We start from the raw sequence: 18,617 nt of genomic DNA on the forward strand, positions 1-18,617 counted from the left end.
CTTTACTGCCGCAGCAGGCTGCGCCCGATGCCGACCTGGGGTCGTTCCCGCCCCAGTTGCTGCAGGGCCTGCCGCGCCCGCACCTGTTCCCCGGCTTCCAGCTCCACCAGCCAGCTGACCCTGGTTCCTACCCGCGCGGCGATGGGCACTCCGTCGCGATAGAGCAGGCGATTGCCGGCCACGGCGGGTATCTTGGCGCCGGGCAGCAGGGTACCGACCAGGTTGAGCGGATCCAGCGCCGAGACGCACACCCACAGGTCTTCCGCCGGGCGCTGGCGCCACTCGCGCAGGGGGCGATGGCGGCCGGATCGGCGAATTGCTCGCCGGAGAGCCCGGCAATGAAGCGACCACCGCGGATCTCGCCGCGGGCTTCCAGGCGATGGCAGGCACGCAGGAGATCGCGCCAGGGCGGCAAAACGGCGCTCTCCCGCTGCAGCAGTTGCCAGCAGAGCACGCCATAGCGACGCAGCAGCAGCCCGACCAGGCGCTCCAGCAGCGCATCTGACAGCCGCGCATCGTCCGGCGCCTCGGCCGGCCGCAAGGCGACCCAGCGGCCGGCATCCTCCATCCCGCCATAGAGTGCCATGCGCCCGCGGCGCAAACCGCTGCGACCGCTGCCGCGCTTGGCCGCCGGCTGCAGCAGGGCGCGCAGACCAGCGAAGCTGTCGGCGTTGACCGCACCGACTCCCACCAGCTCGCCCAGGGCCGTCTCCAGTTCGCTGCGCAGCAGGCGCGCCGCGCCGAGCAGCTCATCGAAGAAGGAGGCACCGCGTTGCGTCAGCACCTCCAGCACCCGCTGCGCCTTGGGTGACAGCATCTCGCTGCCGGTGGGCTCGGTCAGGCTGTTCCAGTCGGCCAGGTGTCGCCGCGGCAGCAGGACGATGGGCGAACCCTTGACCGGTCCGCTACCGCCCCGCCCCGCCTGGGGCAGGCGCAGCCAGACCACGCGACCGGCGCGGCAGAGGTCATCGAGGTAGGTGAACTGATAGTCCGGCAGGCGACTGGGCAGGATCTCGCCTTCCCAGCCGGCGGCGGCGACCTCGAAGCCTTCCAGCAGGCCGATCACCTGCTCCAGGCCCTCGTTGCCTCTCAGGCTCGCCGGACCGGCCAGCTGCTGGTGCTCCAGCAGGAATCTCAGGTAGTCGGCCAGGGCCACCGGCTCGATGGCCTTGCGTAGCCGCCCCAGGGTGTAGCGATGAATCCGCGCCAGCAGGTGCCGCTCGCACCATTCCACAGCCTTGCCTGCCGTGGTGAAGCGCCCCTGCAGGACATAGCCCTCGCCCTCCAGGGCCAGCAGCGCCGGCGTGAGCTGCGCTGCTGGCAACCCGAGGCTGGCGGCCAGCTCCTCCTGGCCTACCGGACCCAGCGCGGTGAGGCGCGCGCGCAGCACCTCGACCAGGGCCGCCTCGGCATCCGCGGGCGCCGCGAAACCTGGCGGCGCACTGAGCACCGGCTCCGTGGCGGCGCCTGGAAACAGCACCTGGAACAACGGCAGTCGCTCGGCCGCGATCCAGAGGGTCGCCGCCGGCAGCCGCAACCGCCCTGCCCGCCCGGCCTTGACCAACTGGCGAGCCTGGGTCTGGTGGGGGGCCAGCTCCGCCTCGGTAAGAAAGCCGACGCCGAGCAGGGCTTCGTGCAGGTCATCGGCGCTCTCCAGCCGCGGCCAGGCCTCCGCCCGAACCAGGTCGATGGCCGCCGGATCCAGGGCGCCCAGCTCGTCCGGATCGGCGCCGCCGAAACGGCGATTCTGCACCGCCAGGGTCCGCCGCTCTTCGACGGGAGCGTCGTCCAGATAGGCATAGGGTTTGGCCGTGAGCACCTCGGCAGCCAGTGGCGAAGGTCCGGGCAGGTCGCGGCTCAGCAGGGTCAGTTGGCCACCGGTGATACGTGCCAGCAGGGCCAGCCAGCCACGGCTGTCGAGGGATTCGTGCAGGCAGTCGTCGAGGGTCTGGCGGACCAGCGGATGATCCGGCACCTGGCGCTCGCCGGCGAGATTTTCCAGGCAGGCGACCTGCTCGGGAAAGACCGTGGCCAGGAGGTCTTCGCTGCGCATGCGCTGCACCTGGGTGGCCACCTTGCGCCCGGCGCTGAAGCGCGGCAGGGCCAGGGCCGTGGTGGCATTCCAGCGCCAGCGCACGGCGAACAGCGGGGCGTCGAGCAGCGCCTGGATCAGCACGGTCTCGGCGGTGGCCGGATGCAGGTAGCGCCAGACCTCGTCGAGCATGAAGCTGTGGCTGGTTGCCAGCGAGAGAATCAGGGCGTTCTCGGTGGCTGCCGCCTGCAGCTCGACATTGAAATTGCGGCAGAATCTCTTGCGCAGGGCCAGGCCCCAGGCGCGGTTGATACGGCTGCCGAAGGGCGCATGGATGATCAGCTGCATACCGCCGGCCTGGTCGAAAAAACGCTCCATCACCAGGGTCTGCTGGGTCGGCAAGGCGCCCAGCGCCTGGCGTGCCCGACCGAGATAGTCCACCAGCTGGCGCGCCGCGCCCTCCTCCAGCGCATAGGCCGCGCCGAGGCGGGCGATGGCCGGTTCCGGAGGTTCGCCGGCCGCGGGCAGCAGGGGTTCGAGTTCCGCGCGCAACCGCGCCAGGCCGGCCGACAGCTCATCGCTGCGCCCCGGCGCCTCGCCGTGCCAGAAGGGGATATTGGGCGGCTGTCCCCTGGCATCCTCCACCCGCACCTTGCTGCCTTCGATCTTGACGATGCGGTAGGCGGTGTTGCCCAGCTGGAAGACGTCGCCCACCAGGCTTTCGAAGGCGAAGTCCTCGTTGACGCTGCCGACGGTATGGCCCTGGGGTTCGAGCAGCACGCTGAAATCGCCGCTCTCCGGGATGGTACCGCCGCTCATCACCGCAGTCGCCTTGCCGCCCCGGCGGCCACGCAGGAGACCGTTGACCGCGTCCCGATGAACATAGGCGGCGCGCGGACCGCGGCGATCCGTATAGCCCTGGCTGAGCATCTCCACCACGGCCCGATAATCGGCCTCGCTCAGCGCCGCATAGGGCTCGGCCTGGCGCAGCACGGCCAGCAGGCCCGCTTCCGACCACTCCTGGCAGGCGACCTCGGCCACCAGCTGCTGGGCCAGGACGTCCAGGGGCGCCACGGGGATGTGCAGGGTATCCAGCTCACCGCGACGCACGCAGTCGAGCAGCGCCACGCACTCCACCAGGTCGTCCCGCGAGGTGGGAAACAGCCGTCCCTTGGGCAGGCCGCCGACCTGGTGGTTGGCCCGACCGACCCGTTGCAGAAAGGCGGCGATGGAACCCGGCGAGCCGATCTGGCAGACCAGGTCGACCTCGCCGATGTCGATGCCCAGCTCCAGGGAAGCGGTCGCCAGCAGCAGGCGCAATTCGCCGCGCTTGAGGCGCTGCTCGGCGTCCAGTCGCTGCTCCCGGGCCAGGCTGCCGTGGTGGGCGGCGACCTGGGTGCTGCCGAGGCGATCCGACAGCTGGCGCGCCATGCGCTCGGCCAGGCGACGGGTGTTGACGAACACCAGGGTGGTGCGGTGCGCCTCGGCCAGTTCGGCCAGGCGGTCGTAGACCAGCTCCCAGGCCTGGGTGGACAGCAGGGCCTCCAGGGGAATGGGCGGCACTTCCAGCGCCAGGTCGCGGGCGCGCTGGTGGCCGATGTCGATCACCGTACAGGGGCGGGGCTGGCCCTGGGCATCGCGCCCGACCAGAAAGGCGGCCACGGCGGCCAGCGGCTTCTGGGTGGCGGACAGACCGATGCGCTGCAGCGGCTGCCCGGTGAGGGCTTCCAGGCGCGCCAGGCTCAGGGTCAGGTGGCTGCCGCGCTTGCCATCGGCGATGGCATGGATCTCGTCGACGATGACGCCGCGCACGCTGGCCAGCATTCGTCGCCCGGAATCCGAACCCAGCAGCACATAGAGGGATTCGGGCGTGGTGACCAGCAGGTGCGGCGGCCGCCGGCGCATGGCCGCCCGCTCCTTTTGCGGGGTATCGCCGGTACGCACCGCCGTGCGCAATGCCAGCGGCGGCAACCCCCGCGCGTCCAGCGCCGCGCCGATGCCGGCCAGGGGTTCTTCGAGATTGAGGCGGATGTCGTTGGACAGGGCCTTGAGCGGGGACACATAGAGCCAGAGACAGGCCTCGGGCAGGCCGTCTGCCTGCAACGCCTCCTGGACCAGGCCATCCAGCACGGCGAAGAAGGCGGTCAGCGTCTTGCCCGAGCCGGTGGGGGCCGCCACCAGCACCGAGGCGCCGGCGCGAATGGCCGGCCAGGCCTGCAGCTGCGCCTCGGTCGGGGCGGGAAAGCGCGTCGTGAACCAGCTGCGCGGCGCGTCGTGAAAGTCCGCCAGGACGGCGGCAGGCGAGTTCGAGGTCATGCGCTCAATATGGGAGTGGCTAGCAGGGGCCACAACCCAAGCCGACCGGTGGCGAACAAGAGCCTGTTTGAAGTCTAGCGAGCTAGAGCCAAACAAGACGAAGAGACCTGAGGAAGCGGACCGAGCTCGCGTGCGAGTTTACGAGTGGTAAATGAGCATTCCGACCGGGCTGGCGATCCAGGGTGTATTCAACGCCGTTTGGCCGACGCGCAGCAGACTTTCAACAGGCTCTCAGGCGATGCGATTGCGCAATTCGCCCCCCTCCAGCATGGCTTCGAGGTTGGCCAGCATCACCTGTTGCTGGGCCTGCTGGGCCGAGGCCGCATTGGCCGCGACATGGGGGCTGAGCACCAGGTTGGGCTGCTGGCGCAGGCGTTCGGGCACCTCGGGTTCGCGGGCGAAGACATCCAGCGCCGCGCCGGCGATCACTCCCTGCTCCAGGGCCTCGGCCAGGGCCTCTTCGTCGACCACGCTGCCGCGAGAGATATTGACCAGATGGCCCTCCGCACCAAGCGCGGCCAGGACCCCGGCATCCACCGCGCCCACGGTCTCGGCGCTGGCGCGGACCGCCACCACCAGCACATCGCTCCAGCGCGCCAGCTCCAGCAGACTGCCGTGATAGGCATAGTCCAGCCCCTCCCGCGGCGAGCGATTGAAGTAGCCGATCTCCATGTCGAAGGCCTCACCGCGGCGGGCGATGCGCCGACCGATCTCGCCCAGGCCATAGATGCCCAGGCGCCGCCCGGCCAGGCCCGGGACCTGGGGCATGCGCTCGACGGCATTGCCCTGCCAGCGACCGCTGCGGACGAAGGCATCGCCCTGCAACAGGCGACGGGCGCTGGCCAGGATCAGGCCAAAGGTGAATTCCGCCACGGCGGTGGCGTTGGCGTCACCGGCGGTGGTCACGGCGATGCCGCGCTCGCGACAGGCCGCCAGCTCCACGCCCTCGTAGCCGGTGCCATAGCAGGCCACCAGGCGCAACGCCGGGAGCGCGTCGAGCAAGGCCGCGCGAGTCGGCAGGCCGCCAATGGTCAGCAGGGCCACCGCCTCCTCGGCACCGACAGGCAAGGCCGCAGGATCGGCTGAAGGAAAGGGACCCAGTACCCGGTAGTGAGCCTCGAGTTGGTCAACCAGTCCCTGGGGCAATTGCGGGGCCATCAGCAGCGTCGGTTTCATCTTGTAATACTTTCCCTGGCCAAAAACCCCAGCGTCGCCAGCGGGAGGCCTGGTCGTCAACCATTCTCTTTAGGCCGCCGCTCTCGACCCTGTTCGCCCAGGTCTCGATCTCGATCCAAGTCCTTGATAGGACGAGGTTTTCGCGCAACTTGTCGACCTGGCATCAGGTCCGATCGGCGTTCGCCAAACCACAGAGGGATTTTTGGGTATGAGTAGAGTTTTTCGCCAGGCCGGCACCGCCGCCTGCCTCGCCCTGCTTGCCGGCAGCCTGCCACTGAACGCCGTGGCGCTGGAATTCAGCGGCTACGGCCGGGTAGGTGTCGGTGGCGCTGCGGAAGGCGGCAAGCAGAGCTGCTTCCAGCTGCCCGGGGCACCCGCCAAGTACCGCCTGGGTAATGAATGCGAGACCTACTGGGAACTCGAACTGCACCAGACCCTGTACAAGGGCGTCGATGGCACCGAACTCAAGGTGCACGGCATGGCCAGCCTTTACAACGTCTATGACCAGACCCCCACCTTCAGTGGCGACAACGGCAACGTCCGCCTGCCGCAGATCTGGACCAGTCTCAGCCTGCCGGCGCTCAATGGCGGCGGACTTTGGGCCGGTCGCCGCTACTACAAGCGTCACGACATCCATATCAACGACTTCTACTACTGGAATCCGAGCGGCACCGGTTTCGGCGTGGAGGACTACGGCCTGGGCGACAGCGGGCTGCGACTGAGCTACGCCTTCAGTCGCGAAGACAACGTCGACCAGCCGGACAAGGCCAATCGCCACGACCTGAACCTGGGCGGCATCAAGACCAATCCCGGTGGCGAGATCGAACTGGGGCTGTCCTATATCCAGCGCGCCGGCCAGGTGCAGAACGCCCACAGCGGCTGGTCGGCCACCGCCGAGCACAAGCAGTCGCAGTTCTTTGGCGGGGTCAATGTCTTCACCGTGCAATACGGCCGCGGTCCGGGCACCGGTCTGGGCGCCACCGGCAGCCTGACCGCCGACCGGGATTACGAAAGCCTGCGCGTACTCGAATCGCCGCGCTGGCAGCTCACCCCGCGCTTCGGCGGCCAGTTGCTGGCGCTCTACCAGCGCGACCGGGCGCCGGGCGATGGCGGCCAGACCTGGTATTCCTTTGGCGTGCGGCCCAGCTATGCCTTCACCCGGCTGTTCAAGCTGCAGGTGGAGTTCGGCCACGACCAGATCCACCCCGACAGTGGTGCCACCCGCACGCTGAACAAGGTCACCGTGGCGCCGACCCTGGCGCTGGGCGGCATGGGGCTAATGGACCGGCCGGAGATCCGCCTCTACTGGACCTACGCCAGTTGGAACCACGGCGCCCAGGACGCTGCCGTGGCCGGCACGGCGCTGTCCGACAGCGGTGCCTTCGGCGATGCCCGCCACGGCAACAACTTCGGTGTGCAGCTGGAAACCTGGTGGTAGAGAGCGGCAAGCGAGACCGCCCGTCATAACCGGGCGAACTAAACTTATGCCGCCCGGTCGGTTTCCTGACAACCAAAAGGCCGACCAGGGAGAACGCCATGAATCCTCTCGCCCGCGAGCTGCCCGCAGCGAGTGACACCGCCACCACCCTGCTCGACCGCTTCCAGCGCGTGCGCAGGGCCAGCGAGGCCCTGTGCGCCCCGCTCACCGTCGAGGATTACGTCATCCAGAGCATGGCCGACGTCAGTCCGCCGAAATGGCACCTGGCCCACGTCACCTGGTTCTTCGAGGCCTTCATCCTCAAGCCCTTCCTCAAGGGTTACCAGACGCCCAATCCGGCTTACGACTACCTGTTCAACTCCTATTACGAGACCCACGGCAAGCCCTTTCCCCGGGCGGCTCGTGGGCACCTGTCGCGACCGGGCGTGGACGACGTCTATCGCTTTCGTGCGGCGGTGGACACCGCCATGGCCGAACTGCTCAGCGCGCCGCCCGCCGAACACGCCGTCGAGATCGCCCGACGCCTGGAGCTGGGTCTGCACCACGAGCAGCAGCACCAGGAATTGCTGCTCATGGACATCAAGCACATCCTCGCGCAGAACCCCCTGCACCCGGTCTATCGCGCCGACCTGGCCAAGGGGCCCACAGCGCCGATAGCGCCCCTGGGCTGGGAAAGCCATCCAGGCGGCGTCCGGCATGTCGGCCATGGCGGCGACGGCTTCGCCTTCGATTGCGAGACGCCGGTCCACCGCCAGTTCGTCGATGACTTCCAGCTGGCCGATCGGCTGGTCACCAATGGCGAATACCTGGCCTTCATCGAAGACAATGGCTACGGCCGCAGCGATCTCTGGCTGTCCGACGGCGCCGCGGCCATCCGCAGCCTCGGCTGGCAGGCGCCGCTGTACTGGCAGAAGCTCGATGGCGTCTGGCATCACTTCACCCTGGGCGGCCTGACTCCGGTGGATCAGGCTGCACCGGTCTGCCACCTGAGCTTCTACGAAGCCGATGCCTACGCCAGCTGGGCCGGCGCCCGGCTGCCCACCGAGGCGGAATGGGAGACCGTGGCGGCGCGCCAGCCGATCCAGGGAAACTTCGTAGAGCAGGATCACCTGCAGCCGGTCGGTAGCACGGGCCAGGGCATGCGCCAGCTGTTCGGCGATGTCTGGGAATGGACCGGCAGCGCCTTCCGCCCCTACCCCGGCTTCAAACCGCTGCCGGGCAGCCTGGGCGAATACAACGGCAAGTTCATGTCCGGCCAGATGGTCCTACGCGGTGGCTGCTGCGCCACGCCCCAGGACCATGTGCGCGCCTCCTATCGCAACTTCTTCTATCCCACCATGCGCTGGCAGTTTTCCGGCCTGCGCCTGGCCAGAGAGGTCTGACCCATGGCCCTAGCCGTGCGCTTCTTCGATCAGCAACCGGTGAGCGTCGCCGACAGCTCGCTGCGGGACGATGTGCTCCAGGGCTTTGCCCAGACCCCGAAGGCGTTGTCGCCGAAATATTTCTACGATCAGCGCGGCTCCGAGCTGTTCGAGGCTATCACCCGGCAGCCCGAGTACTATCCCACCCGCACCGAAGAGGCCATCCTGGCCAAGGCGGCCGGTGAGATCGCGCACCTGGCCGGGCGCGACGCCGCTCTGGTGGAACTGGGCAGCGGGGCCAGTCGCAAGGTGCGTCTGCTGTTGGAAGCCATGCACCCGGCCGGCTACCTGGGCATCGATATCTCTCGGGACTTCCTGCTCAGCAGCACCCAGCGCCTGGCGGCCGATTATCCCTGGCTGGACGTCAGCGCCGCCTGCGCCGACTTCAGTCGACCCATGACCCTGCCCGACAGTCTCGACGGCCTGCGCCCCATCGCCTTCTTTCCGGGTTCGAGCATCGGCAACTTCACCCCGGAAGAAGCCGGCGTCTTCCTGCGCAACCTGCACCGGATGCTGCCGGCCACCGGGGGCCTGCTGATCGGGGTGGACCTGATCAAGGACCGGGCGCGGCTGGATGCGGCCTACAACGACGCCGCCGGGGTGACCGCCGATTTCAATCTCAACCTGCTGGAACGCATCCGCCGCGAGCTGGACACCGATCTCGATCCGCAGCGCTTCCGGCACCTGGCCTTCTTCAACAAAGAACAGGCGCGCATCGAGATGCACCTGGTCAGCACCCGCGACCAGACCGTACGTCTCGAAGGTCGCCGCTTCGCCTTCCGTGAAGGCGAACGTCTGCATACCGAGAATTCCTACAAGTACAGCCTGGAGAGTTTTCGTGCGCTGGCCGAAGACGCCGGTTTCAGACAGGTGCGGGTGTGGACCGACCCCCAGGCGCTGTTCGCCGTCTTCTACTTCGCGGCCTGAGCCTTTCGACAGATAAATGACGACTGACAGAGTGTGAGGCGAGTGGTGAGGGAACTCTCGACCCGATCACGCTCTAAGTAGCAATCTGCTACTACAGCGCACCGAGACGTTGCTATGGAGCCTGCTCCACTCACTGCGGCCAATGAACGCCAGCGTCTTGCACTGCTGCGCGATCTCGCCTTGATCGACCGTCCCTCCGACCGTGCCTTCCAGGATCTCACCGAGCTCTGCGCGCGGCTGTTCGATGTCCCCTACGCCATGATCTGCTTTCTAGACGGCCAGCAGGTTCATTGTCGAGCCACCGTGGGCTGCGCGCCCCTGACCGTGCCGCGCACCCAGTCGTTCTGCCAGCACCTGCAGGAAACCAGCCTGCCGCTGCAGGTGGAAGACGCGCGCAACGACGCCCGCTTCGCCGACCTCCAGGTGGTCACCAGCGCGCCCCATATCCGCTATTACCTGGGCGCACCGCTGCGCACGACCGAAGGGCTGATGCTCGGCAGCCTCTGCCTGTTCGATTCGGCACCCCGTGCCGCCCTGCCCCAGGATCGGCTGATCGCGCTGCAGCAACTGGCGGCCCTTGCCAGCCAGCACATCGAACTGCTGCGCACCGAAGCCTTCTGGGACCCGGTCACCCAGTTGCCGAATGGCCAGCGCTTCATCGAGGATGCCGAAGCCCTGACCCGTTCCGGCACCCGCGTGGTGGCCGTGGCGGCCGATCTGTTCGCCCAGAGCTATCTCAACGATTTCATCAAGGCCATGGGCCAGGCCCACTTCGATGGCCTGCAGCGCGCCATCAAGCAGCACCTGCGCCGTCTGCTGCCGGTCGAGCTACCCCTGTATCGCCTGGGGCCGGCCCGCTTCGGCTTTCTGCTGCACGACGCCGACGAGACCGCGCAACAGGCGCTGCTCGAACGCCTGCAGGAGGAATTGACCGGGGTGCTCGACTACAACGGCATTCCCATCCAGACCCGCCTGGGCCTGGGAATCATGTCCCTGACCGACGATCACCCCACCGACTGGCTGCGCGCCCTGATCGCCACCGCCGACGATGCCCGCGCCGAGATGCGCGGCTGCCGGCATTTCGATCCGCAGCACGATGCCGCCTACCGCCGCGCCTTCGCCCTGCTCAGCGCCCTGCCCCAGGCGCTGCGCGCCGAGGATCAGCTGAGCCTGGTCTACCAGCCGCGCATCGATCTGGCCACCGGTCGCTGCCACAGCGTCGAGGCGCTGCTGCGCTGGCAACATCCGCACCTGGGGTCGGTCAGTCCGGCGGAATTCATTCCACTGGCAGAAAAGACCGCGCTGATCACCGCCCTGAGTCGCTGGGTGATGCAGCAGGCCATCAGCCAGGCCTATACCTGGCAGCGGGAAGGTCGGAGTCTGGGCGTGGCGATCAACATCTCCGCCCATGACCTGAACGATCCGGACTTCACCGAGCAGACCACCGAGTTGCTGCAGCGCTATCCGGTCAATCCCAGGCGCCTGGAACTGGAGGTCACCGAGAATGCCCTGCTGGGTGACGTGGCGCTGATCCATCGCCAGCTGGCCGCCCTGCGCGAGCTGGGCATCGGCATCGCCATCGACGACTTCGGTACCGGCTACAACAACCTCTCGCACCTGCGCGAGTTGCCGGCCGACACCATCAAGATCGATCGCAGCTTCGTGCGCGAACTGACCCATCGCACCAAGGACCGGCTGATCGTCAGTTCGCTGATCGAACTGTCCCACCAGCTGGGCTTTCGCATCACCGCCGAAGGCATCGAGACCGCCGAGGCCCTGGCCAGCCTGCTGGCCATGGGCTGCGACGAAGGCCAGGGCTTCTGGATCGGCAAGCCCATGCCCGAACCGGAGTTGCAGGCCTGGCTGCTGATCCAGCAACCGGATCTGCAACGCTCGACCCGTCGCGCACCGGTCTTCCAGCTGTTCGACAACACCGCCAAGCACTGAGCCCGCCCTGCCCGCGGTCTCACCGCGGGGTGGCGCCTCAGGCCTGGCGCGGGATCACTCCTGGGTGCGCTTGCGCGGCGGCGCGAAGCCGTCGGCCGAAGTCGGCACCAGGGCGCCGGGGCGGCGCTCGGACTTGGGTTTGGCCTTGGTCTTGGCCTTGCCGTCCTTCTTGCCCTCGGTCTTTTTCTTCTTCACGCCGGCAGCCTTGCCCGACGCCTTGAGCTTTTTCGGGCCGTTATAGCTGGCCTTGAGACCCGGCAGGTGACGGCGCTCGAATCTCAGCTTGAGATAGCGCTCGATGCTGGACATCAGATTCCAGTCGCCATGGGTGACGAAGGAGATCGCCAGGCCGGCCTCGCCGGCGCGCCCGGTGCGGCCGATGCGGTGGACGTATTCGTCGCCACTGCGCGGCAGGTCGTAGTTGATCACCAGGTCGAGGCCTTCGACGTCCAGGCCACGGGCAGCCACGTCGGTGGCGATCAGCACCTTGACCGCGCCGCTCTGCAGCCGCTCCACGGCCAACTTGCGGTCCTTGGTGTCCTTGTCGCCGTGCAGCACGAAGACCTTGAGCCCCTCGGCCACCAGGCGGCCGGTGAGGCGATCGGCCTGCACCTTGGTGTTGGTGAAGACGATGGCCTTGCGATAGGTCTCGTTGGCCAGCAGCCACTGCAGCAGGCGTTCCTTGTGCGGGGGCTCGTCGGCCAGGATCACCTGCTGCACCACGGCTTCGTTCAGTTCGCCGGTGCGGTCCAGCATGAGATTCTGCGGCTCGCGCAGGACCTGCTCGACCACCTGACGCAGGCTGTTGCCACCGCTGGTCGCGGAGAACAGCAGGGTCTGGCGACCCTCCCGCTCGCAGCTCGCGGCGATCTGCAGCACGTCCTCGGAAAAGCCCATGTCGAGCATGCGGTCGGCTTCGTCGAGCACCAGCATCTCGATGTCTTTCAGGTTCACGTTGCCGGCGTTACGCTGCTCCAGCAGGCGACCGGGGGTGGCCACCAGGATCTCCGGATTCTTGCGCAGGCCGGCGGCCTGGACCCGGAAGTCCTCGCCGCCGATCACCAGGCCGGCCTTGAGAAAGGTGAACTGGCCGAAGCGTTCGATTTCCTTGGCGGTCTGCTGGGCCAGCTCGCGGGTCGGCAGCAGGATCAGCGCGCGGGCGCCGGAACGCGGCTTGGGGTCCTTGAGCAGGCGATCCAGCAGCGGCAGCAGGAAGGCGGCGGTCTTGCCGCTGCCGGTGCGGGCGGTGACGCGCAGGTCATGACCTGCCAGGGCCGGGCCCACGGCAGCGGCCTGGACCGGAGTGGGCGTCTTGAAGCCCAGGGTATCGAGGGCCTTGAGCAGGCGCTCGTGCAGAGCGAGTTCGGTAAACACGGGTAGACCTCGGTAAAGAAAGGGCGGCCGCCGCGGGCGACCGCGGGTGATCAGGGGACCAGACGGCTGCGGAACAGCGCCTGGTGCTCGCGGCACTGGGCGGCGGCCAGCAGGAAGACGCCATGGCCGCCGCGCTCGAATTCGAGCCAGGTGAAATCGACTTCCGGATAGAGCGCCTCGACGTGGACCTGGCTGTTGCCCACCTCCACGACGAGGATGCCCTGCTCGGTGAGGTGATCGGCGGCCTCGGCCAGCATCCGCCGCACCAGGTCCAGGCCGTCGTCGCCACAGGCCAGGCCCAGGGCCGGTTCGTGCTGGTATTCGGCCGGCATGTCGGCGAAGTCCTCGGCATCCACATAGGGCGGATTGCTGACGATCAGGTCGAAACGCTGCCCTGGCAGTCCGGTGAAGCCGTCGCCCTGGACGGTATAGACGCGATCCTCCAGGTCGTGGCGCTCGATGTTCTGCCAGGCCACTTCGAGGGCGTCGTAGGACAGATCGCCCAGGGCCACCTCGGCCTCGGGGAAGGCATAGGCGCAGGCGATGCCGATGCAGCCCGAGCCGGTACAGAGATCGAGGATGCGCGCCGGCGCGGCCGGCAGCCAGGGCGCGAATTGCGCGTCGATCAGCTCGCCGATGGGCGAGCGCGGCACCAGCACCCGCTCGTCGACGGTGAACGGCAGGCCGCAGAACCAGGCTTCGCCGAGCAGATAGGCGGTCGGCACACGCTCCTGGATGCGCTTGTGCAGGAGCACCCCGAGTGCGTAGCGCTCGTCGTCTTCCAGGGCGCAGTCCAGGTAGCGATCGGCGGTGTCCCAGGGCAGGTGCACGGCGCCCAGCACCAGGGCGCGGGCCTCGTCCCAGGCGTTGTCGTGGCCATGGCCGAAGAACAGCTCTTCGGCATGGAAGCGGCTGACGGCCCAGCGGATGTGGTCGCGCAAGGTGCGCAGGCGGGATTCGCTCATGAAAGGCTCCGGATGATCAGCCGCGCATTCTAACCCGCGCCCGGTCCGGCTGCAGGAACTTAACGTCCGGGCCCTTCTTCCTAAGCCTAGACCTTCAACGAGGAGAACGTCATGAGCAAGACCGTAGCCGATCATCTCTGGGAGCGCCTCGGCCAGTGGCACGTCGAGCGCATCTTCGGTTACCCCGGCGATGGCATCAACGGCATCATGGGCGCCATGGGTCGGGTAGCCGACCAGTTCGACTATGTGCGGGTGCGCCACGAGGAGATGGCCGCCTTCATGGCCTGCGCCCATGCCAAGTTCACCGGCGAGGTGGGCGTCTGCCTGGCCACCTCCGGGCCCGGGGCCATCCATCTGCTCAACGGCCTGTACGACGCCAAGATGGACCATATGCCGGTAGTGGCCCTGGTGGGCCAGCAGGCCGCCTCTTCACTGGGCAGCGACTATCAGCAGGAAGTCGACCTGCACACCCTGTTCAAGGACGTCTCCGCCTATGTGGAGACGGTGGTGCATCCGGCGCAGCTGCGCCATGTCATCGACCGCGCCTTCCGCGTGGCCATCGCCGAGCGCCAGGTGGCGACGGTGATCATCCCCAACGACATCCAGCAGCTGCCGGCGGTGGAAAGTCCGCCGCACCAGCACGCCAATGTCCTTTCCGGTGCCGGTGCCATCCCGCCGCGACCCTATGCCCAGGAAGACGACCTGCAGGCTGCGGCAGACATCCTCAATGCCGGCAAGAAGGTTGCCCTGCTGGTGGGCGCCGGCGCCCTGCAGGCGCGCAGCGAGGTGATGGCGGTGGCCGAGAAGCTCAGCGCCGGGGTGGCCAAGGCGCTGCTGGGCAAGGGCGTACTCTCCGACGAACTGCCCTATGTCACCGGCGCCATCGGCCTGCTCGGCACCGAGGCCAGCGATCTGCTGATGAAGGAATGCGACACCCTGCTGATCGTCGGCTCGACCTTCCCCTATACCGAATTCCTGCCTCAGGAAGGCCAGGCGCGAGCGGTGCAGATCGACCTGCATGCGCGCAACATCAGCATGAGATATCCCATCGAGCAGCCGTTGCTGGGCGATGCCGCCGAGACCCTGAGACGCCTGCTGCCACTGCTGGAGAGCAAACCCCACGATAAATGGCGCGCGCGCATCGAAAAGAGCGTGGCCGCTTCCTGGCACTCCATCGAGCAGCGCGCCCTGGCGCCCGCCGAGCCGATCAATCCGCAGCGGGTGTTCCACGAACTTTCCAGCCAGCTGCCGCAGGATGCCATCCTCTGCGGCGACAGCGGCTCCCACACCAACTGGTATGCCCGCGACATCCGCATGCGCGGGCAGATGCTGGGGTCGCTGTCGGGCAAGCTGGCGACCATGGGCTGCGGCATTCCCTATGCCATCGCGGCCAAGTTCGCTCATCCGGATCGTCCGGTGATCGCCCTGGTGGGCGATGGCGCCATGCAGATGAACGGCAACGCCGAACTGGTCACCCTGCAGCAGTACTGGAAGAGATTCAGCAATCCGACCTTCATCGTCATGGTGCTCAACAACGGCGATCTCAATCAGGTGACCTGGGAGCAGCGTGCCCTGGCTGGAGACCCCAAGTTCGCCCCGGCCCAGGATGTACTCGACTTCCCCTATGCCCGCTATGGCGAATTGCTCGGCTTCAAGGGTCTGCGCATCCATCGCCCGGACGAGGTGGCCGATGCCTGGCAGCAGGCCTTCGAGGCGGATCGCCCGGTGGTGCTGGAATTCGTCACCGACCCCAGTGTGCCGCCGCTGCCGCCGCATATCAGCTTCGAGCAGGCCAGGGCCTTCCTCGGCGCTATCGCCAGTGGCGATCCGAATCGCTGGGACATGCTCAAGCAGGGAGCCCGGCAGCTGCTGCGCTAGCCCGCGCCGCTCAGGCTCGCCAAGCAACGCCGAGGCGTATAACCTCGGCGGCCTTACAGAGCCTGGGGTATGAGCATGCAGTTGCCCGAGCACGACCGTTTCGATCCACCGCCGCTGCGCCTGCGGCGGCCCTTCCTGACCTCCCTCGCCGCCGGCCTCGGCACCCTCTCGGTGCTGACCGGCCTGGCCGCGCTGCTGGCGGGCGGTGCGGCCCTGCTGCAGTGGCCGCAGCTGACGGCCTATCTGAGCCTGACCCGCGAGACCGCCCAGGGCTGCCTGGGCGGCGGTGCGCTGCTCTTGCTCATGGGGCGCTGGTTGCGTCGCCGCAGCCAGCGGCGCTGGCGCTATCGCAACGCCTTGAGCCTTTCTCCCGAGCTCAAGCGGCGACGCTAGCTAGCGCTGCCGCAGGCGGGCCAGGCCACCGCCCAGCAGTCCGGTGAGGCAACCCAGCACCAGGCCGCCGACATGGGCGCCATTGGCGATGGAGCCGAAGCCGAGCAGATCGAAGACCCCGGTCAGGCAGATCACCAGCCAGATCAGCATCATGGCTACCACGCCACGGGGCATGCGATAGGCCGGATTGGGCGCCAGCCACTGGAACAGCCAGCAATGGCCGAGCAGGCCATAGAGCACGCCGGACAGACCGCCGAACAGCGCTGGCCCGGTCCAGGCGTACTGCACCAGGTTGGAGCCGGCGGCGAACACCAGGGTCAGGAGCAGCAGCAGCAGGCCGCCCTGGCGGAATTCGATGCGGCGACCCAGCTCCCAGTACCAGAGGGCGTTCATCGCCAGATGCAGCAGGCCGAAGTGCAGGAAGATCGGGGTGACCAGTCGCCACCATTCGCCGCGGGCCAGGCTGGCGTCGAGATCGAGAAAGGCGATGTGCTCCGCGTCGATCAGGCGGAATTCCTGCAGCGTCAGGTAGTGGATCAACGCCAGGTTGTCGCCCAGTTCGGTGGCCAGGCCCAGCAGCAGGGTGACGGCGAGAAAGACGGCGCTGACCGGACTGGCCTTGAGTTGCGCCAGCAGCCCGAAGCCCCGCGGTCCACGCGTCGCCTGGACCTCGCCGCGCGGATCGCCGTCGGGATAGCGTTCATAGAGGCTGCGGGTCTCTTCGATCCGCGCCGGGTCCAGCACCCAGAGCACCTGGCTGTCGCCCTCTTCCACCACCCGGTGGCGGATCTGCAGGCGCCGCAGCAGGCGCGTGAAGCCCAGCAGGTCACGGCCCAGGGGCACGCGCAGCACGGGTTGCGGCTGGTTCATCGCCCCTCCTCGCGCTGCACGTCGATCCAGACAAACTTGGCCGGGTCGATCTGGCGTTCGTCGTCGAGGCGGTAGGCCACCAGCTTGCCGTACTTGACCGCACTGTAGTCCAGGCAGGCGAGGTTCGGCCGCAGGGGTTCGGGATGGCCATCGCGCCAGTAGTGACCGACGAACAGCATCGGCTCATCCTCGCCATAGCAGAGCAGCCCGGCCTTTTCCTCGTCGCTCAGGCGTTCACAGGCGATTTCCGCCGGCAAGGCATCGGGCTGGAAGACCACGTCGCCATAGGTCTGGGGATCGCTTTCCCAGAACTTGGTGCGAAAGCGCGCCCGCACATAGCCATCGCTGCCGGTGAGGCGCAGGCCATGGGGCAAGGGCAGCGACACCCCGTTGAGCAGGCGCGAGGCTACCCGACTGGCCAGGCTGCCGCCGACGATGGACTGGCGCACGAAGTCCTCGTCGATGCAGGCATCCGGATAGTGGTGGAGGAATTCGTCGATCAGCCGCTGATCCCAGCAGGCATGGACGATGCGGAAGTGCCCGAAGTCCTTGCACAGTGGCAGCCGGTAGAGCCAGCGCAGGTGATCCTGCCACTCGCCGGGATGGTCGGCGAAGGCCGCCAGGGTCTCCTGGATCAGCTGGCGATGGCGCGGCGTGTGTTCGCGTACCCAGGTCTGGCCGGTGCCGGGCAGCGCCGGGGTGTGCCAGGCCAGGGCATTGAGTTCGTGATTGCCAAGGATGCAGTGGGCATGGCCGCCTTCGACCATGGCCCGCACCCGGCGCAGGGAGCCGCGGATGCGCGGGCCGCGATCGACCAGGTCACCGAGAAAGATCGCCTGGCGCTCGGGGTGCTGCCAGACGCCGTCCACCTGCTGATAATCGAGACGCTCCAGCAGCAGGTCCAGGGTATGGGCGCAGCCGTGGAGATCGCCGATCAGATCGTAGCCCAGGGGCATCAGTCGTCTCCCAGCCGACTGCCCCAGCCGAGCTTGGTCCGGCAGATCTCGTAGTAGTTGTGATCCAGCGGATGGATCAGCCTGAGTTTGTGCGGCTTCTTCTGAATGGTCACGGTATCGCCGGGTGCGCAGGTGAAATGATTCTGGCCATCACATGAGACCTGCGGATAGATCGTCATGTTCGGCGACACCAGGATCGACAGGGTGCTGTCGCCGGACACCACGATGGGCCGGCTGGACAGGGTGTGGGGATACATGGGCACCACCACGATGGCATCCAGCTTTGGATGCATGATGGGGCCGCCGGCCGACAGCGAGTAGGCGGTGGAGCCGGTGGGGGTGGCGACGATCAGGCCGTCGGCGCGCTGGCTGCAGACGAACTGGCCATCGATGTACAGCTCGAATTCGATCATCCGGGTGGACTTGCCCGGATGCAGCACCACGTCGTTGAGGGCATCGCCCTGGCCGATGATCTCGCCGCCACGCTCGACGAAGGCATCGAGCAGGAAGCGCGTCTCCATCAGGTACTGACCGTCGAGCACCTCGGCGACCTTGGTCTCCAGTTCATCGGGACGGATATCGGTGAGAAAGCCCAGCTTGCCGCGGTTGATGCCCAGCACCGGCACTCGCGGGCGCACCAGGGCGCGGGCGGCGCCGAGCAGGCTGCCGTCGCCGCCGACCACGATCACCAGGTCGCAGATCTCGCCCATGAGCTTGCGCGATACCGTCTGCAGGCCATGCCCGGGCAGCACCTCGGCGATGGTGTTTTCCAGGATGACGTTGCGCCCGCGTTGCAGCAGAAAGGTCTTGAGCCGGCGGATGGTATCCAGCACTTGGGTGCTGCCGAGTCGACCGATGATGCCGATGTTACGAAAGGAGTCCATGACGCGCCGGCGGCCCCGTTGGCTGGAAAGTGCGGAAAGT

The 18,617-nt window shown here is 67.6% G+C and carries 12 protein-coding genes and 1 pseudogene; 6 read left to right on the forward strand and 7 right to left on the reverse strand.

Annotated elements, in window-relative coordinates:
• Positions 1-2 precede the first annotated feature (2 nt).
• Positions 3-4,348 (reverse strand): annotated as a pseudogene (locus BGI51_RS21365) (DEAD/DEAH box helicase).
• A gap of 231 nt (positions 4,349-4,579) precedes the next feature.
• The gene (locus BGI51_RS21370; protein WP_187979664.1) at positions 4,580-5,524 is read right to left on the reverse strand and encodes an NAD(P)-dependent oxidoreductase; all 945 of its coding nucleotides are present in this window, start codon (positions 5,522-5,524) and stop codon (positions 4,580-4,582) included.
• Positions 5,525-5,732: 208 nt separating this feature from the next.
• Here BGI51_RS21370 and BGI51_RS21375 point away from each other — a divergent pair, with 208 nt between their 5' ends.
• From BGI51_RS21375 to BGI51_RS21390, 4 genes are all read left to right on the forward strand, one after another.
• A complete protein-coding gene (locus BGI51_RS21375; protein ID WP_187979665.1) occupies positions 5,733-6,962 on the forward strand; it encodes a maltoporin in 1,230 nt (409 codons plus the stop codon).
• Between the two features lie 98 nt (positions 6,963-7,060).
• Positions 7,061-8,344 (forward strand): ergothioneine biosynthesis protein EgtB, encoded by a 1,284-nt coding sequence (gene egtB, locus BGI51_RS21380; RefSeq protein ID WP_187979666.1) that lies wholly within the window; start codon positions 7,061-7,063, stop codon positions 8,342-8,344.
• Between the two features lie 3 nt (positions 8,345-8,347).
• Positions 8,348-9,310 carry an L-histidine N(alpha)-methyltransferase gene (egtD, locus tag BGI51_RS21385; protein ID WP_187979667.1) on the forward strand — a complete coding sequence of 321 codons (963 nt, stop codon included), beginning with the start codon at positions 8,348-8,350 and terminating at the stop codon, positions 9,308-9,310.
• A 114-nt stretch (positions 9,311-9,424) separates the two neighbouring features.
• On the forward strand, positions 9,425-11,257 hold the full coding sequence (locus tag BGI51_RS21390) for a putative bifunctional diguanylate cyclase/phosphodiesterase (protein ID WP_133861074.1): 1,833 nt from the start codon (positions 9,425-9,427) through the stop codon (positions 11,255-11,257).
• 54 nt (positions 11,258-11,311) lie between these two features.
• Here BGI51_RS21390 and BGI51_RS21395 read toward each other — a convergent pair whose 3' ends face one another.
• A complete protein-coding gene (locus BGI51_RS21395; protein WP_133861075.1) occupies positions 11,312-12,631 on the reverse strand; it encodes a DEAD/DEAH box helicase in 1,320 nt (439 codons plus the stop codon).
• A 50-nt stretch (positions 12,632-12,681) separates the two neighbouring features.
• Positions 12,682-13,596: a 50S ribosomal protein L3 N(5)-glutamine methyltransferase gene (gene prmB / locus BGI51_RS21400; protein ID WP_187979668.1), complete on the reverse strand. Its 915-nt coding sequence runs from the start codon at positions 13,594-13,596 to the stop codon at positions 12,682-12,684.
• A 111-nt stretch (positions 13,597-13,707) separates the two neighbouring features.
• Between prmB and BGI51_RS21405 the strand changes: the two genes are divergently transcribed.
• Positions 13,708-15,474: a thiamine pyrophosphate-requiring protein gene (locus BGI51_RS21405; protein WP_187979669.1), complete on the forward strand. Its 1,767-nt coding sequence runs from the start codon at positions 13,708-13,710 to the stop codon at positions 15,472-15,474.
• Between the two features lie 69 nt (positions 15,475-15,543).
• Complete coding sequence (locus BGI51_RS21410; protein WP_187979670.1) at positions 15,544-15,867, forward strand: hypothetical protein; 324 nt, start codon at positions 15,544-15,546, stop codon at positions 15,865-15,867.
• Here the strand turns inward: BGI51_RS21410 and BGI51_RS21415 are convergent, their stop codons facing one another.
• Genes BGI51_RS21415 through BGI51_RS21425 form a run of 3 tightly spaced genes read right to left on the reverse strand, consistent with a single transcriptional unit; the run spans position 15,868 to position 18,577 of the window.
• A complete protein-coding gene (locus tag BGI51_RS21415) occupies positions 15,868-16,737 on the reverse strand; it encodes a rhomboid family intramembrane serine protease (protein WP_133861079.1) in 870 nt (289 codons plus the stop codon).
• Entirely contained in the window at positions 16,734-17,693 is a 960-nt protein-coding gene (locus BGI51_RS21420) for a metallophosphoesterase (protein WP_187979671.1), read from the reverse strand. The genes BGI51_RS21415 and BGI51_RS21420 overlap by 4 nt, the downstream gene beginning before the upstream one ends.
• Positions 17,693-18,577 carry an NAD(+) kinase gene (locus tag BGI51_RS21425; protein WP_187979672.1) on the reverse strand — a complete coding sequence of 295 codons (885 nt, stop codon included), beginning with the start codon at positions 18,575-18,577 and terminating at the stop codon, positions 17,693-17,695. Before BGI51_RS21425 ends, BGI51_RS21420 begins: the two co-directional genes overlap by 1 nt.
• Positions 18,578-18,617: the final 40 nt, after the last annotated feature.

The organism is Pseudomonas oryzihabitans (assembly GCF_014522265.1).
GTDB classification, from domain to species: domain Bacteria; phylum Pseudomonadota; class Gammaproteobacteria; order Pseudomonadales; family Pseudomonadaceae; genus Chryseomonas; species Chryseomonas aestiva.

What these genes read in the sequence shown, in the direction of transcription:
- BGI51_RS21420 (WP_187979671.1), bottom strand. Translation starts at nt 17,693, where the DNA reads ATGCCCCTGGGCTACGATCTGATCGGCGATCTCCACGGCTGCGCCCAT.
- BGI51_RS21370 (WP_187979664.1), bottom strand. Translation starts at nt 5,524, where the DNA reads ATGAAACCGACGCTGCTGATGGCCCCGCAATTGCCCCAGGGACTGGTT.
- BGI51_RS21405 (WP_187979669.1), top strand. Translation starts at nt 13,708, where the DNA reads ATGAGCAAGACCGTAGCCGATCATCTCTGGGAGCGCCTCGGCCAGTGG.
- BGI51_RS21390 (WP_133861074.1), top strand. Translation starts at nt 9,425, where the DNA reads ATGGAGCCTGCTCCACTCACTGCGGCCAATGAACGCCAGCGTCTTGCA.
- egtD (WP_187979667.1), top strand. Translation starts at nt 8,348, where the DNA reads ATGGCCCTAGCCGTGCGCTTCTTCGATCAGCAACCGGTGAGCGTCGCC.
- BGI51_RS21375 (WP_187979665.1), top strand. Translation starts at nt 5,733, where the DNA reads ATGAGTAGAGTTTTTCGCCAGGCCGGCACCGCCGCCTGCCTCGCCCTG.
- BGI51_RS21415 (WP_133861079.1), bottom strand. Translation starts at nt 16,737, where the DNA reads ATGAACCAGCCGCAACCCGTGCTGCGCGTGCCCCTGGGCCGTGACCTG.
- BGI51_RS21425 (WP_187979672.1), bottom strand. Translation starts at nt 18,577, where the DNA reads ATGGACTCCTTTCGTAACATCGGCATCATCGGTCGACTCGGCAGCACC.
- prmB (WP_187979668.1), bottom strand. Translation starts at nt 13,596, where the DNA reads ATGAGCGAATCCCGCCTGCGCACCTTGCGCGACCACATCCGCTGGGCC.
- BGI51_RS21410 (WP_187979670.1), top strand. Translation starts at nt 15,544, where the DNA reads ATGAGCATGCAGTTGCCCGAGCACGACCGTTTCGATCCACCGCCGCTG.
- egtB (WP_187979666.1), top strand. Translation starts at nt 7,061, where the DNA reads ATGAATCCTCTCGCCCGCGAGCTGCCCGCAGCGAGTGACACCGCCACC.